Source organism: Phenylobacterium sp. (genome assembly GCF_013822795.1).
Classification (GTDB): Bacteria; Pseudomonadota; Alphaproteobacteria; order Caulobacterales; family Caulobacteraceae; genus Phenylobacterium.
Genome location: NZ_PNLB01000019.1, coordinates 22,961 through 38,660, shown reverse-complemented (window position 1 = coordinate 38,660; position 15,700 = coordinate 22,961). Strand labels below are relative to the sequence as shown.

At 68.9% G+C, this 15,700-nt stretch carries 12 protein-coding genes; 6 read left to right on the top strand and 6 right to left on the bottom strand.

Translation table 11 applies throughout. The annotated features are described in order from the left end of the window. On the bottom strand, positions 1–1,197 hold the full coding sequence (locus C0481_RS16680; RefSeq protein ID WP_293405855.1) for a CoA transferase: 1,197 nt from the start codon (positions 1,195–1,197) through the stop codon (positions 1–3). 73 nt (positions 1,198–1,270) lie between these two features. Further along, positions 1,271–3,076 (bottom strand): ATP-binding protein, encoded by a 1,806-nt coding sequence (locus tag C0481_RS16675; RefSeq protein ID WP_293405853.1) that lies wholly within the window; start codon positions 3,074–3,076, stop codon positions 1,271–1,273. Between the two features lie 161 nt (positions 3,077–3,237). Here C0481_RS16675 and C0481_RS16670 point away from each other — a divergent pair, with 161 nt between their 5' ends. Together C0481_RS16670 and C0481_RS16665 are read left to right on the top strand one after the other, a co-directional pair. Continuing rightward, on the top strand, positions 3,238–4,401 hold the full coding sequence (locus C0481_RS16670; protein WP_293405850.1) for a DUF2336 domain-containing protein: 1,164 nt from the start codon (positions 3,238–3,240) through the stop codon (positions 4,399–4,401). A 48-nt stretch (positions 4,402–4,449) separates the two neighbouring features. Continuing rightward, positions 4,450–5,223, top strand: a complete 774-nt coding sequence (locus C0481_RS16665) for an NUDIX hydrolase (RefSeq protein ID WP_293405848.1) — start codon at positions 4,450–4,452, stop codon at positions 5,221–5,223. A 5-nt stretch (positions 5,224–5,228) separates the two neighbouring features. Here the strand turns inward: C0481_RS16665 and C0481_RS16660 are convergent, their stop codons facing one another. The 3 genes from C0481_RS16660 to C0481_RS16650 all read right to left on the bottom strand — a co-directional run bounded on the left by C0481_RS16660 (position 5,229) and on the right by C0481_RS16650 (position 7,704). Continuing rightward, a complete protein-coding gene (locus tag C0481_RS16660) occupies positions 5,229–5,699 on the bottom strand; it encodes an Hpt domain-containing protein (RefSeq protein WP_293405846.1) in 471 nt (156 codons plus the stop codon). Between the two features lie 76 nt (positions 5,700–5,775). Next, positions 5,776–6,558, bottom strand: a complete 783-nt coding sequence (locus C0481_RS16655; protein ID WP_293405844.1) for an NAD kinase — start codon at positions 6,556–6,558, stop codon at positions 5,776–5,778. 33 nt (positions 6,559–6,591) lie between these two features. Then, positions 6,592–7,704: a DUF2336 domain-containing protein gene (locus C0481_RS16650; protein ID WP_293405842.1), complete on the bottom strand. Its 1,113-nt coding sequence runs from the start codon at positions 7,702–7,704 to the stop codon at positions 6,592–6,594. A 118-nt stretch (positions 7,705–7,822) separates the two neighbouring features. On the opposite strand from C0481_RS16650, the gene glpK reads away from it, so the two are divergent. Next, on the top strand, positions 7,823–9,319 hold the full coding sequence (gene glpK, locus C0481_RS16645) for a glycerol kinase GlpK (RefSeq protein WP_293405840.1): 1,497 nt from the start codon (positions 7,823–7,825) through the stop codon (positions 9,317–9,319). 4 nt (positions 9,320–9,323) lie between these two features. Here glpK and C0481_RS16640 read toward each other — a convergent pair whose 3' ends face one another. After that, entirely contained in the window at positions 9,324–9,929 is a 606-nt protein-coding gene (locus C0481_RS16640) for a CHRD domain-containing protein (protein WP_293405838.1), read from the bottom strand. Positions 9,930–10,191: 262 nt separating this feature from the next. Here C0481_RS16640 and C0481_RS16635 point away from each other — a divergent pair, with 262 nt between their 5' ends. From C0481_RS16635 to C0481_RS16625, 3 genes are all read left to right on the top strand, one after another. Continuing rightward, complete coding sequence (locus C0481_RS16635) at positions 10,192–10,962, top strand: class II aldolase/adducin family protein (protein WP_293405836.1); 771 nt, start codon at positions 10,192–10,194, stop codon at positions 10,960–10,962. Positions 10,963–11,249: 287 nt separating this feature from the next. Continuing rightward, positions 11,250–12,386 carry an efflux RND transporter periplasmic adaptor subunit gene (locus tag C0481_RS16630; protein ID WP_293405834.1) on the top strand — a complete coding sequence of 379 codons (1,137 nt, stop codon included), beginning with the start codon at positions 11,250–11,252 and terminating at the stop codon, positions 12,384–12,386. Next, a complete protein-coding gene (locus tag C0481_RS16625; RefSeq protein WP_293405986.1) occupies positions 12,386–15,547 on the top strand; it encodes an efflux RND transporter permease subunit in 3,162 nt (1,053 codons plus the stop codon). The genes C0481_RS16630 and C0481_RS16625 overlap by 1 nt, the downstream gene beginning before the upstream one ends. Positions 15,548–15,700: the final 153 nt, after the last annotated feature.

Below are 15,700 nucleotides of genomic sequence, written 5' to 3'. Positions count from 1 at the left end.
TTAAGCGGCGGCGCCGGCGTTGAGCATGGCGTCGATCTGCGTCGGGCTGTAGCCGATCTCGGCGAGCACTTCGCGGGTGTGCTGGCCAAGGCCGGGCGCCGGCGGCCGGCGATCGGCGTCGGCGCCGGGGAAGCGGGCCGGCGCAGCAGGCGAGCGGTAGGCGCCGCCCTGGCCATCCTCGATCTCGACGAAGGCCCCGGCGGCGGCGGCCTGCGGATCGGCAGCCACCTCGGCGGGCGTCTGCACCGGCGCCCAGACCAGGTCGGCCTCGTCCAGACGCCGGGCGATTTCCTCGAAATCGAGCTGGCTGAAGGCGGCGTCGAACTGCTCGACCAGGGCGGCGCTGTTCTGGCGGCGCACGCGGCCGGAGGCGAAGCGCTCGTCGGCCGGCAGGTCGGGCCGCTCGAAGGTCTTGCAGAGCAGTTGCCAGTCATTGCTGGCGCCGCGCGGGTTGAGCACGAACCAGTGGCCGTCGCGGCTGCGGTAGAAATTGGCCAGCGGATCGAAGGGGGCGCTCCGCGGACGGTTGGAGGCTAGCTTGCCGAAGGCCAGCTGGACCGCGAGGTCGGAGCTGACCGCGTAGATGCCGGTCGCCAGCAGCGAGGTCTGGACCACACGGCCAAGGCCGGTTCGCTCGCGCTCGTAGACGGCCGCCAGGATGGCCGAGACGGTGGCCAGCGAGGTCATGTGGTCGCCGACCCCGGTGCGCAGGATGAACGGGTCCGTGCCCTTGGGTGCGTGCATGTGGGCCACGCCCGCCCGCGACCAGAAGGCGGTGACGTCGAAGCCGGGTTTGGCCGCGTCGGGACCCTCGAGGCCGTAGCCGGTGACCATGGCGTAGATCAGCCGAGGATTGGCGGCCCGCAAGGTCGCCTCGTCCAGCCCAGCGCGCTTGAGGGCGGCGGGGCGGACATTGGTCAGGAAGATGTCGGCCTGGGCGGCGAGACGGGCGAGGGCGTCGCGCCCCTCGGGCTTGGAGATGTCGAGCACGACGGCGCGCTTGCCGCGGTTGTCGAGGCCGAAGGTCGGATTGCCTGACAGGTCGCTCTTGGCGTCGCCGAAGACGTGACGCATCGGGTCGCCCTCGGGGCGCTCGACCTTGATCACTTCGGCGCCCCAGTCGGCCAACACGCCAGCGGCGCCGGGCGCGGCGATGTAGGAGGCGAACTCGACGACCTTCAGACCCTGCAGCAGCACGCGCGCCTCCCTTGTTGTTGGAGGCATCTTGGCGGCGGCGGGGCGCAGCCTCAAGGCTGTCCGGACGTCAGCCTTAGGCGAAGGCCCGCGCCGGCTGGGCTTGGCGGTCGACGGCGACCGCGTCGGCCACCGCGCGGGCCACTGCGGCGACGCTGACCGGCTTGCGCAGCACGACGTCGGCGCCGGCCTCGGCGCACTCCTCGGCCTCGTCGGCGTCACCGCCGATGACCGCGACGATCGGCACCTGGGCGTTGTCGCTGTCGAGCTCGCGGATGGCGGCGATGGCGGCCGGGCCGTCGAGGTTGGGCATGCGGCCGTCGATCATCAGCAGGTCGAACTCGCAGACCCGCGCCAGGTCGAGGGCGCGGCGTCCGTCGATGGCATGGACCACCTGGTGGCCGAGCTGCTCGATCACCGCGCGCAGCATGGCCGCGTTTAGGGCGTCGTCCTCGGCGATCAACACGCGCATGCTCTGGCGGGCCTCGGGCAGGGTGGCGACCAGTTCGATCGGGGCGTCCAACTCGCGCTCAGGCTGGGCGCTGGCGTCGAACGGCAGTTCCAGTCGGAAGCAGGAACCGACGCCGACGGCGCTATGGGCCGAGAGTTCGCCGCCCATCAGGCGGGCCAACTGGCGCGAGAGCGATAGACCAAGGCCGGCGCCCGAGGTGCCGGCGCTGGTGCGGGCGATGCGATTGAAGGGCTCGAACGCCTGCTCCAGCTCTTCCTTGGCGAGGCCGGGGCCGGTGTCGGCGATCTCGATCGACAGCCGCCCCGGCGCGGCCAGTTCGACGCGGGCCTCGACGCGGCCGCGGATGGTGAACTTCAGGGCGTTGCCGAGCAGGTTGGCGAGGATCTGGCGGGCGCGGTGGACGTCGGCCACGGTCGCGCCAGCTTCCATCACCGCCAGTTCGGAGGAGACGTGCAGCGACAGCTCCAGCCCGCGGGAGGCGGCGTTGGGGCGGTTGAGGATCACCAGGTCGCGGATCAGCGCGACGGCGTCGAAGGCGTGCGTGTCGACTTCCAGTCGGCCAGCCTCGGCAGTCTCGGAGTCGAGCGTGGTGTTGAGCACCGAGATCAGGTCGTTGGCGGCGTCGAGCGCGGCCGTCAGCTGTTCGCGGGACGGGGCGCTGCGGCCGTTCTGGCCGACGGCCGAAGCGAGCACGTGGGCCACGCCGGTCAGGCCGTTGCGGATCTCGTGGCTGAGGGTGGCGACGAGGTCCGACTTCGACTGGGCGAGCTGACGGGCCTGGTCCATGCGCAGGTCGCGGTCGGCGATCAGCACCTCCCGCTCGGCGGCCAGCGCGAACTGACGGCGCAGGATGCGGTTGAGGATCAGGGACAGCGCCAGGGCCAGCGCCATGCCGCCCCAGGCGAGGTTGGCCAGGGTTCGGTCGGCCGGGTCGCGCAGCAGGTAATAGAGCGGCCCGGCGGCGGTGGCCGAGCCGACGATCAGCAGGCTGGGCAGCCAGGGCGCGGTGAAGAATATGACGATTACGGCGGCGGCCACGGAGATCAGCATCAGCTCGTCGCGGACCGGACCCGCGCCGTCGCCGAAGGCGGCCAGCTGGGCGACCGCGACAGCCCAGATCAGGCCGCAGATGATGTGGATCTGGCCGCGCTTGCGCACATTGGTGAAGGCTTGCGGCTCTTTCAGCCAGTTCACCGCCGCGTAGAACACGCCCCAGGCGATGGCGAAGATCGCGAAGGTGCCGGTCATCCAAACCGCGTTGCTGGCGTAGGACCCGGCCCAGACCAGCAGCGGCAGGCTGACTGCGAATACGGCCAGCGCATAGGGCAGCAGGGAAGTCTGGGTTTCGAGGGCCTGTTGGGTGACCGACGCCCCGCCTCGGGCCTTGGGTTTATCGGTCTCGACCAGCATGAATCGGGTTCCCTCGGCGGCAGGCGGAAACCATACAGCCGCAGGGTTCGCGATCAGTTACGTGGCAAGGTAAATCCACAGTTTGGCGGGCAACCGTTCGTTAAGCTTAACCTTAGATTATCCTTTTGGCGGGGGCTGAAGCTCCCATCGGGGGCAGGGTTATGGCGACGACGCGGGCGGCGCTGACGGACGAAGACATCCGCACGCTGGTCAAGGGCGCGACGCCGGACGAACGCGCCTTCGCGGCCCGAAAGATCTGCCGCCGCCTCGACGCCGCGGTGCTTAGCGACGAGGATCGCAGGCATGCGCAGGAGATCCTGCGCGTGATGGCCTACGACGCCGCCGAAATGGTGCGCGAAGCGCTGTCGGTCACCCTGAAGAGCTCGCCGCTGGTGCCCCATGACGTGGCGGTGCGGCTGGCGCAGGACGTCGAGCGGATCTGCATGCCGATCCTGGGCGCTTCGCCGGCGTTCACCGACGCCGACCTGGTGGAAATCGTGCGGATCGGCGGACCCCTGCGGCAGGTGGCGGTGGCCAAGCGGCCGCAGGTGTCGAAGGCTGTAACCCGGGCCATCGTCGAGCACGGCGAAGAAGACGCGGTCGAGGCGGCCTGCGCCAACGACAACGCCGAGTTCGCCGAGGAGGCCCTGGACGCCGCGGTGGCGCGGTTCGAGCGTTCGGAGCGGGTGCTGGCGGCGATGGCCTATCGCAACGCGCTGCCGCTGGCGGTCACGGAAAAGCTTGTGAGCTTGGTCGGGGATCGGGTGCGCGACCACCTGTTGAACCGCCACGAGATCTCGGCCGAACTGTCGCTGGAGATCGCCATGGGCGCCCAGGAGCGGGCGACGGTCGATCTGGTCGACCAGGCCGCACGCACCAGCGATGTGAAGGCGTTCGTCAGCCACTTGCGCGAGAACGATCGACTGACCGCCTCGCTGCTGCTGCGGGCGCTGGCGCAGGGGCACATGACCTTTCTGGAGTGGGGTCTGGCCGAGCTGGCGAGCGTCCCACACCACCGGACCTGGCTGATGATCCACGACGCCGGGCCGCTTGGGCTGAAGGCGATCTATGACCGCGCCGGGATGCCCGCGCGGCTCTATGGGGCCTTCCGCGCCGGGGTCGACACCTATCACTCGATGGAGTTCGACGGCGGCGCGCGCGATCGCGAACGCTTCCAGGAGCGGATGCTGCAGCGGTTCCTGACTCAGGCGGAAATCGCCAACCGCGACGACGCCGATTACCTGCTCGACAAGATGGATCGGCTTTCGGCCGACGCCCGGACGGCCTATCAGGCCAGGGCGCAGGATCGGTCGGTCAGCGCCTGACCTAGCGTCATACTTGCGCGGCGGGGAGGAGGCTCCCAAGCTGACGCCATGACATCGCCAGACATCAAGCCAGCCGCGACGATTCTGCTGCTGCGCGACGCGCCGACCTTTGAAGTGCTGATGGTCAAGCGCCACCACCAGATCGACTTCGCTTCCGGCGCGCTGGTCTTTCCGGGCGGCAAGAGCCACGCCGGCGACCATGATCAGGCTTGGAGCGAGCGGGCGCTGGGCTGGGCCGACTTCGACGACGAGCAGCGCGGCCTGCGGATCGCCGCGATCCGCGAGGTGTTCGAGGAGGCCGGCATCCTGCTCGGTCGACGGGCCGACGGCGCCCCGATCGGCGGGGAGGCGGCCCCGCTGGAGGTGCGGCTCAAGGTCGATCGCGGCGAACTGGCCTTTCTTGATGTCGTACGTGAGCTGGGCGTTGTCATCGACTTGAACGCATTGACGATTTTCGCCCGGTGGATCACGCCGCCGTTGACCCCGAAGCGGTTCGACACCTGGTTCTATGTGGTGGACGCGCCGGACGACCAGGTGGCGGCCCACGATGGGCGCGAAACGGTCGATGCGGAGTGGATCGCGCCAAGCGAGGTGCTGCGGCTGGCGCAGGCCGGCGAGCGCAAGGTGATCTTCCCCACGCGCATGAACGTGCAATTGCTGGCCGAGGCGGTCAGCGCGGACGACTGCGTGGCGCGAGCGAAGGGGCGGACCCTGGTGACGGTCGAGCCGCAGATCCAGGATCGCCCGGGCGGCAAGGTTCTGGTGCTGCCGCCGGACGCTGGTTACGGCGTGGTCGAGGAGCCGCTGGCGAACGTCATGTAGTCGGCTCAGGCCGCCGCGGCGACCTTGCGTTCCAGCTCTTCGATCAGGATGCGGCCGACCGGATGGTCGTCGGTCTTGATGCTGTCGCGAACCGCAGCCTTGATGGCGTCGATGTGCGCATCGACCAGCGGCAGCGGCACGCTCAGGCGCTTGTCCTTGTCGTCGATCAGGCGGCAGAGCGAGGCGCCGATGCGGGTGATCAGCGGAAACTCGTAGGTCGTGCCTAGGCCCTTGAGGTCATGGGCGCGCAGGTAGAGCGTTTCCATGGTCTCGGCGGTGACGCCCTCGTCGCGGACGCGCTGACGCGCGGCGTCAAGCTTGACGACCTCTTCCGAGAGCCACTGGGCGAAGTTGCCGGACAGGCTTTTCAAGGCCGCTTCGGCCTTGGCGATGGCGCTGGGATCGATCGCGCCGAACCGACCGCCGACCTTCAGACGAAGGCTGGGGGGCTGGATGACCGGGTTCTGCTGGCTCACTACGCGCCTCCTAGGACAACGTGCCGGATCCTAGAGAACAGGCGTTAACAACGGATGAGCCGGGAACCGTCGGTAATCACACGGAAAACTGTTCGGCGAGGACGCGTTCCTCAAGGCTGCGGCCGGCGTCGAACAGCATGTGCAGGGCGACGTCGCGGTTCTCGGCGATCTGGACAGCGACGACGTCGCGGACCTCGAAATTGTCGGCGACGGCGCTGACCGGGCGCTTGTCGGCCTCGAGGATCTCGAAGGTGACCTGGGCGGTGTGCGGCAGCAGCGCCCCACGCCAGCGCCGCGGTCGGAAGGCGCTGATCGGCGTCAGGGCGAGGATCTTGGCGTCGAGCGGGATGATCGGGCCGTGGGCGGAGAGGTTGTAGGCGGTGGAGCCGGCGGGGGTGGCCACCAGCGCGCCGTCGCAGGAGAGCTCGCCGAGCCGCACCTTGCCGTCGATCGAGATGCGCAGCTTGGCGGTCTGGCGGGTTTGGCGCAGCAGGGACACCTCGTTGATGGCGAGCGCCTCGTGGCGGCGCCCGGCGGCGTCGATGGCGACCATCGACAGCGGGTGGATGACGGCGCGCTCGGCGGCGTTGATCCGCTCCAGCAGCGCGTCCTCGCTGTACTCGTTCATCAGAAAGCCGACGGACCCGCGGTTCATGCCGTAGATCGGCCGACCGTTCTTGAGGTTCTCGTGCAGGGTTTCGAGCATGAAGCCGTCGCCGCCCAAGGCGACGATCACCTGGGCGTCGTCGTCGCTCGCCTCGCCATAGCGGGAGACCAGGACGTTGCGGGCGTCCTGCGCTTCGGGGCGGTCGCTGGCCGCGAAGGCGAGGCGGGTCACGAATGGCTCAGGCTTGAACATGGCCCGGCAAAAGTCCGTGAAACGGGCGATCCGTCAACCAGGGTTCAGCGCGCGGCGGAAGGCGGCCCCGGCGATGTGGGCGTCGAAGGGCCCGAAGGCTACGCCCGCGCGACGCGCGCCTTCCTGGCCGCCGCCGGGCAGGCCGCCGTTCAGGTCGCGGACCATGTCTAGGATGGTCGGAAAGACGCTGCGGTCGATGCCGACGGATGCGCAGGCCAGGGCGAGCAGTTCGGGGCGGTCGGAATTTACCGCCCGGCGGACGTGGGTCTGATCGAAGCGGCCGAGCGTCGCCAGGCTGGTGAGGAACAGGGTGAGCCGTCCTTCCTTGAGCGCGCGCAGCAGGTAGCCGGGCCGCAGCTGGCCGGCGGCGTCGAGCTTGGCGACCAGCCGCCGCTCCATCTCCTCGCGCTCGCCGTCGCGGGCGGCCGGGGCGGCGTCGACGCCGCCGCCGTGGGCCTCGCGCACGGAGGCGGCGAGGGCGGCGTCGAGTTCACTCGCATCGAGGCGAAAGCGGTCAATGAGCGAATGACGCAGGGCCTGGCCGACCCAGACATAGAGCTGGCGCGCGAGGTCGTCGGTGAGGTCGGGGCGGCGGGCCAGCGGCGAGCGCATGGCGGCGATCCGCTGGGCGGAGGCGACCAGGACCGTGAGTTCGTGTTCGCCCAGCGCCGCGCTGGCGTTTCCGGCCAGGGCGGTCAGCACCGCCGGCTCCCGCTGCTGGAGGATGGCGGCGACCACGGGCGGGCCGATATTGGGGCGACGGGCGACTTCGATCTGATGCTCGATGGTGGCCTCGACCAGCAGCCGGACCAGATCATGATCCTTGAGCACCGGGCTGCCGGCGATGATCGGACGGGCGATCTCGATGTCGTCGAGCGCCAGCACATTGACCAGCGCCGAGGGCGCCCAATCCGCCTGGGCCAGCTTTTCCGAAAGCCGCCGGCGGATGTCGCGCTCGGCCTCGACGACCAGGGACATGAAAATCGAATTGAGCAGGGCCTGGATCGGTGCGGAGGTCATCAGGCCCGCGGCGCTCTCGCCGGCGTCGCAGATGTCGACGATGGCGAGCAAAAGGCGCTCACGATCAGCCGGCGCACGGCTGCGAGCCAGGTTCAGCAGGTCATCGGTCTTGGCGGCCGTACTCACTCTGGCGTCCCCGGCGATCACTTCTAATCTGCTCGGAGCGGATGAAAACATGGTTACAACCGCTTGACCATGCGGGCGGCGAGTCGCTCGCTAGACGAGAAACGACAGTGGGCGGAAGATGGCGGAACCTCTGATCCTGGCGCTGGACCAGGGCACCACCTCGACCCGAGCGATCCTCTTCGACCTTAAGGGCGCGCCGATCGCCGAGGCCGGGCGACCGCTAGAGCAGTTCTATCCGCACGACGGCTGGGTCGAGCACGACGCCGAGGAGATCTTCGCCGCCTCGGTCGCAGTGCTGCGCGAGACGCTGGCCAAGTCGGGACGTCCGATCGAGGATGTCGCCGCCATCGGCGTCACCAACCAGCGCGAGACGGTCGTGATCTGGGACAAGGCGACGGGCAAGCCGATCCACCGCGCGATCGTCTGGCAGGATCGGCGCACGGCGCCCACCTGCGAGCGGCTGCGGGCGGCCGGGCGCGAGCCGCAGGTCACCGAGATCACCGGACTGCTGCTGGACCCGTACTTCTCGGGGACCAAGATCGCCTGGATCTTGAACGAGGTCGACGGGGCACGGGGGCGGGCCGAGGCCGGGGAACTGCTGGCTGGGACGATGGACAGCTGGGTGATCTGGAAGCTGACCGGCGGCAAGGTGCACGCCACCGACGCGACCAACGCCTCGCGCACCATGCTGTTCGACTTGAAGGCCCAGGCGTGGTCGGACGAGATGCTCGAGATGCTGGACGTGCCGCGGGCGCTGATGCCGACGGTGCTGGACTGTGCTGGCGACTACGGGGCGACCTCGCCGGAGCTGCTGGGGCGCGCCATCCCGATCCGCGGCGTGGCGGGCGACCAACAGGCGGCGCTGATGGGGCAGGGCTGCATCCGGGCCGGCGAGATGAAGGCCACCTACGGCACCGGCTGCTTCATGCTGGTCAACACCGGCGAGCACCTGGCGCCCTCGCGCTCGCGGCTGCTGACGACCGTGGCGGCGCGGCTGGGCGGGCGGGCGACCTACGCGTTGGAAGGTTCGATCTTCATCGCCGGCGCGGCCTTGCAATGGGTCAATGGCCTCGGGGTTCCCGGCGGCGGCGCTGGGGTTGAGACGCTGGCCCAGACGGCGCGCGACGACCATGGCGTCGTGCTGGTCCCGGCGTTCACCGGGCTCGGCGCACCCTGGTGGGACGCCGGCGCCCGCGGCGGCCTGTTCGGCATGACCCGCGACACCGGCCTGGCCGAGATCGCGCATGCCGCGTTCGACGCCTGCGCGTTGCAGACCCGCGATCTGATCGAGGCGATGCGGGCCGACGCGCCCGGCGCGTTCGGGCGGGGCGTGGAGCTGCGCATCGACGGGGGCATGTCGCGCAGCGCCTGGTTCAGCCAACGGTTGGCCGATCTGACCGGCGTCATGGTCGGGCGGGCGAGCTACATGGAGACGACCGCCCTGGGCGCGGCGCTGTTCGCGGGTCTGGGGGCAGGGGTCTACGCCAGCGTCGAAGAAGCGGTCGCCGCGCGCCCGTCGACCGAGCGAATGGAGCCGGCCATGAACGTGCATGAGCGCGAGGCGGCCTATGCCCGCTGGCTGGACGCGGTGGCGCGGGTGAAGACCACCGCCTGAGGCTTCAGGTCTTGAAGACCGCGCGACGCCAACGGATGGCTGCGCCGGCGATCCCAAAGCCGGCGATCATCAACGCCCAACTGGCTGGTTCGGGGATCAGCGCGAACTGACCGCGAATCTCGCCGCCTGGCGCGAAGCTGGTGTGGACGTTGAAGTAGGCTTGGCCGCCGTTCAGTGCGGTGAGCAGGGCGGTGCGGGCGCCCTGCGCCGTGCCGCCGTTGGCGGTGACGAACGCTGGGTTGTAGGTCCCGAGCGCGCCCAGGTCGAAGCCCTGATTGTAGGTGCCGCTGGTGACGCCAGTGGGGAAACCCGGGAAGCTGGGTATCTGGGTGGCGACCCCGACGTTCGCCGGGGCGGGAGCGCAGCAGTGGACGTGAGCGGCCGCGACGTCGCCGATCAGGTTGCTGAATGTCGTCGAGACCGTCAGCAGGTCGCCGTCGATGGTCAGGAAAGCCACGCCGCCGCCGGGCGAAGCGACCGGCGGGTTCTCGTTGGCCCCTAGCAGCGTCGCTTTGTAGACAGTGGCGGCCTGAACCGAGCCGGCGGGCGCCAGCCCAGCCAAGGCCAGGCTTGCCGCAACCGCGGCGAGCTTGAACGTCGGGTAAGACACAGCGACCTCCGCATCCGAGCTTTGCGACGTCGAAATTTCACTTAGGCCCGCCATCCCCAGCCTTAGGAACATGCGGGCGACAAGTTTGGTTCGTGATGCGCGGGCAGATCTTGTTGTTAACAAAGTCTTCCGCCCAACCGGTCCAGCTGTCAACGCCGTTTGTCGTGCAAATTCAACGCCGCAGCCCGCGCTTGACGCTTGAGGCCGTCGGCGCGACTCTGGTGATCAACGATCAGACAAAGACATGCAAAGGGAGGCCGCCATGGCCGATGGTTCGATCGCGAGCGTAAGCTCGCTAAAGGGCAAGGTCAGCGCCGAGGAATGGCAGGCGCGGGTGGACCTTGCGGCGCTCTACCGCCTGGTGGCGCTCTACGGGTGGGACGATGCGATCTACACGCACATCTCGGCGCGGCTGCCGGGCCCTGATCACCAATTTCTGATCAATCCCTATGGGATGTACTTCGGCGAGATGACCGCCTCGGCGCTGGTCAAGATCGACCTCGACGGCAACATCCTCCAGGAGACGCCGTACTTCATCAATCCGGCGGGCTTCACGATCCACTCCGCGATCCACGCGGCCCGCGAGGACGCGCATTTCGTCATGCACCTGCACACTGACCAGGGCGTGGCGGTCGCGGCGCAGAAGGATGGGCTGCTGCCGCTCTCGCAACATGCGCTGATCGTCCGGACGATGCTGGCCTATCACGACTACGAAGGGATTGCGCTGAACCTCGACGAGCGCGAACGCCTGGTCGCCGACATCGGTGAGAAGAAGATGATGCTGCTGCGCAACCACGGCACGCTCGCCGTGGGCGAGACCGCGGCCGAGTGCTGGATCAACATGTTCTACCTGGAGCGCGCCTGTAAGCAGCAGGTGATGGCGCTGTCGGCCGGGCGCGAGAACGTGCTGCTTGCCCCGCAGGCCGCGCAGGACGAGGTCAAGGCGCAGATGTCGCGTGGGCTGGGCGGCGGGCTGGCCTGGCCGGGCGCGCTGCGCCTGCTCGATCGGTCGCTGCCGGGCTACGACGTCTAGAGGTCTTCCTCAAGGACTGTGCAAGGCGGGCGTCCGGTCTCGGGCGCCCGTTTTCTTTGCAGCAATGACGCCAATACGGAATTGTAGGCTTCATTGAGTGTTTTGGTCGGGCATACCGACCTTGTATTTCAGGGCCGACACGCAAAGCCATCGTTCTGTCACTGGACGGCGCCTATGTCGTCGCCATAAGACGCGCTTCGATTCAGCGTCATCGATCATCATATTCCGAGCCGCCCCGGAGATTCCGTAAGTTGTTGCGACGCCACTTTTTCCTCGTCGGCGCGATTGTGATCCTCGGCCTCATGGTGGTCGCAGGCGGCTGGAAACTCACCCTCGGCAAGAAGGAGGGGCCAGGAGGCCCCGGCGGCGGCGCGATGGCCGCCCAGAAGGGCGGCGGCGGAGGCGGCGGTCGTGGCGGTGGCATGGGCGGCCCGGCGCCGGTCAATGTTGTCGGCGCGCAGAACAAGACCTTCGTCGACGCCATTGACGTGATCGGCGTAGCGAAGGGGCGCCAATCGGTGACCCTGACCGCGGCGGCGACGCAGCTGGTCGACAAGGTGCGCTTCAGCGACGGCCAGTCGGTGCCGAAGGGCGCGGTGCTGGTCGAACTGAAGGCGACCGAGCAGAGCGCCGGCATCGCTCAGGCTCAGGCGCGGTTGATGCAGGCCGAGCGCGACTACGATCGCTGGAAGCAGCTGGCGGCTCAGGGCTATGCAGCCAAGACCGCGCTCGACCAGCGCGAGGCGACCTATCTGGCGGCCAAGGCCGACGTCGACGCCGCGCGGGCCCGCGAAGGTGACCGCATGATCCGCGCGCCGTTCGCCGGCGTCGTCGGGCTGTCGGACATCGCGCCGGGCGCGCTGGTCAATCCGGGCGCGGCGATCGTGACCTTGGACGACATTTCCAGCGTGCGCGTCGATTTCGAGGTGCCCGACCGGTACCTGGCTTCGATCCGCGAAGGCCAGCCGATCTCCGCCCGCATCGACGCCTATCCGGGCCAGGTGATCCAGGGGCGGATCCAAAAGCTCGACACCCGCATCGACGAGCGGACCCGGGCGATCACCGCCCGCGCCGAATTCCCCAACCCCGACCGCAAGCTCAAGCCCGGCATGATGCTGCGCGTGGCGATCGCCCAGGGCCAACGGCAGGTCGTGGCCGCGCCCGAGTCGGCGGTGTCGGTGCAGGGCGACTCCGCCTTCGTCTTCGTGGTCAGCGGCCAGGGCGATCAGGCCCGCACCGAGCAGCGGCCGGTGCTGACCGGCGTGCGCCAGGACGGCTTCGTGGAAATCCGCGACGGGCTGCGCGCCGGCGAACAGATCGTCGCCGACGGTCTCAACAAGATCCAGCCGGGCCAGCCGGTCCGCATCCTGGCGTCCCAGAAGGGCGCCGAGCCTGGGGCGCGCGCGGCGCGGCCTGACGCATGATGCTGTCGGACATCTCGGTCCGCCGGCCCGTCTTCGCGGCGGTCGCGGCGATCATTCTCTGCGTCGTCGGCGTGGCGGCCTTCGCCTCGCTGACCGTGCGCGAACTGCCCAGCGTCGACCCGCCGGTGGTTTCGATCTCCACGACCTATCGCGGCGCCTCGGCCGAGGTGGTCGAGGAGCGGATTACCGAGGTCATCGAGCGACAGATCTCCGGCATCCAGGGGATCGACCGGGTCAACTCGTCCTCGCGCGACGGCCGCTCGAACATCAACATCTCGTTCCGGCTCGACCGGAACCTGGACGACGCGGCCAACGACGTGCGCGACGCGGTCAGCCGGGTGGCGGCGAATCTGCCGCTGCAGGCCGACCCGCCGCAGATCGCCAAGGCGACCGCCGACGGCTCGCCGATCATGTTCATCTCGTTCGCTTCGACGACGCTGAACCGGCTGCAACTGTCCGACTACGCCCAGCGCTATCTGGTCGAGCGCTTCTCGACCGTCCCGGGCGTGGCCCAGGTGTTCGTGGGCGGCAGCCAACTCTATTCGATGCGGATCTGGCTCGATCCCAACGCCATGGCGGCCCGCGGCGTGACCGTCGACGACGTCGAGAATGCGCTGAACAGCCAGAACCTGGAACTGCCGGCCGGCTCGCTCGAAGCGCCGGACAAGGACTTTACGATCCGCGTCGGCCGCGGCTACGCGACGCCCGACCAGTTCGCCCAGTTGCCGGTGGTGGCGTCCGGCGCGCGCGCGGCGGTCGCGACAGGCAACTCGACGCAGGACTACGTCACGCGCCTGGGCGACATCGCCCGGGTCGAGGAAGGTCCCGACGAGCGCCGTCGCAGCTTCCGCTCCAACGGCCGCGACCAAGTCGGCATCGGCATCACCCGCCAGTCCCAGGCCAACGACCTGGAGATCTCACAGGGCGTGCGCGACCTGCTGCCGGAACTGAACAAGTCGCTGCCCAAGGGCACGGTGCTGGAGGTGGCGGTCGACTACACCGTCTTCACCAAGCACGCCCTGGAAGAAGTTTGGATCACCATGGCGATCTCCATGTCCCTGGTGGCCCTGGTGAACTTCGTGTTCCTCGGCACCTGGCGCGCGGCGCTGATCCCGTCGGTGGTGGCGCCGATCTGCATCCTGTCGACCTTCATCGTCCTGGCCCCGCTAGGCTTCTCGCTGAACCTGCTCACGCTGCTGGCCCTGGTGCTGGCCATCGGCCTGGTCGTCGACGACGCCATCGTGGTGGTCGAGAACATCCAGCGCCGAATTGACGACGGCGAGCCGGCGATCGTCGCTGCTCAGCGCGGGGCGCGGCAGGTGTTCTTCGCCGTCGTGGCGACGACCATCGTGCTGATCTCGGTGTTCGCGCCGCTGATGTTCCTGCCGGGCTATATCGGGCGCCTGTTCGTCGAGCTGGCGGTGGCGATCGCCGCGGCGGTGGCGTTCTCGGCGCTGCTGGCCCTCAGCCTGTCGCCGATGCTGGCCTCCAAGCTGCTGCGCCCGGCCCACGGCGAGGGCTTCCTGGCCCGCCGCGTGGATGCGGCGATGGCCAAGCTGAAGTCGTCCTATCACGCCTCGCTGGAATCGCTGCTGGGCGACCGCCGCGCGACCTTCGCCACCATCGGTCTGGTGATCGTGCTGGCGGCCGGGGCCGGCGGGCTGTTCGCAGTGCTGCCGCGTGAGCTTGTTCCGGAAGAGGACCGGGGCCGGGTCGACCTGAACATCGTCGCGCCGGAAGGCGCCGGCTACGACTACACGATGAAGGCCGCGACCCAGGTCGAGGCGAAACTGCAGGAACTGCTCAAGGATGGCGAGATCACCCGCTACATCCTCGGCGTCCCGCGGTTCGGCGGCACGCAGTTCAACAGCGGCTTCGGCAACGCCAACGTCACCGAAGGCAGCGGCGTGACGTCGAACGAGCTGGCCGCGCGTCTCAACCGCGAGCTCTCGTCGATCACCTCGGTGCGGGCCATCGCCTCGGTGCGGCCGGCCTTCCAGCGCGGCGGCGGCGGGGGCGGCGGCGGAAGCGGCGTCGACGTGATCGTGGCCGGCGACGACTACAATCAGATCGCCGCTTGGATCAAACCGCTGCTGGCCGCGGCGGAGGCCAATCCAGGCCTGTCGCGGGCGCGTCTCGACTACGAGCCGACCAGCCCGCGCGTGCTGGTCAACATCGACCGTGAGAAGGCCGCGTCGCTGGGGGTCTCGGCCCAGGCGGTCGGCCGTGCGCTGGAAAGCAACTTCGGCACCCGGCGGGTGACCACCTACATCAAGAACGGCCAGGAATACGACGTCCTGCTGCAGACCGACCGCGAGCAGCGCCAGACCGAGCAGGACATCGGCAACCTCTATGTGCGGGCGAGCTCTGGCCAGCTGATCCCGTTGTCGACCGTGGTCACCACCGAAGTGCGCGGCGACACGCCCGATCGCTCGCGGGTCGATCGCCTGCGTTCGGTGACGCTCTCGGCGCAGCTGAACCCGGGCTATCCGGTCGGCGAGGCGGTGAAGTTCTTCGAGGCCGAGATCGCCAAGATGCCGCCTGGTCCGCAGATCAAGTGGGGCGGGATGGCCCGCGACTACCTGGAAGCGGGCAGTGCGGTGGGCCTGGCCTTCGGCATGGCGCTGCTGCTGGTCTTCCTGGTGCTGGCGGCTCAGTTCGAGAGCTGGATCCACCCGGGTGTGATCATGCTGACCGTGCCGGTCGCAGCGTTGGGCGGGCTGTTCGGCCTGTTGATCGCCGGTTCGACCATCAACACCTACAGTCAGATCGGCTTGATCATCCTGATCGGCATCGCGGCCAAGAACGGCATCCTGATCGTCGAGTTCGCCAACCAGCTGCGCGACGAGGGGCTGTCGATCCGCGAGGCGGTGATCGAAAGCGCCTCGCTGCGGCTGCGCCCGATCATCATGACCTCGATCGCCGCGGCGGCGGGTGCGATCCCGCTGATCATGTGGGGCGGCGCCGGCGGCGAGAGCCGCAAGACCATCGGGGTCGTGATCTTCTTCGGGGCGATCTTCTCGACCCTGCTGACCCTGTTCATCGTGCCGGTGTTCTACAACCTGCTGGCCCGGTTCACGAAGTCGCCGCAGACCACCGCGCGGCGCATCGAGGCCTTCGAGGAGGCCGAGCAGGCGCGGGCGGCCAACGCCGCCGAATAGCCCGGCCGCGGTCGTCTCCCTTCCAAAAACGAAAAAGCCTCCCCCAGCGGGGGAGGCGAGTTGTCGGGGTGGCGCCGGCTGCGACAAGGGGGTGTCACAGGCGCCGGCGCAGGATCTCGGCTGACAGATGCAAGCGCAGCCTCGACCGCCTCA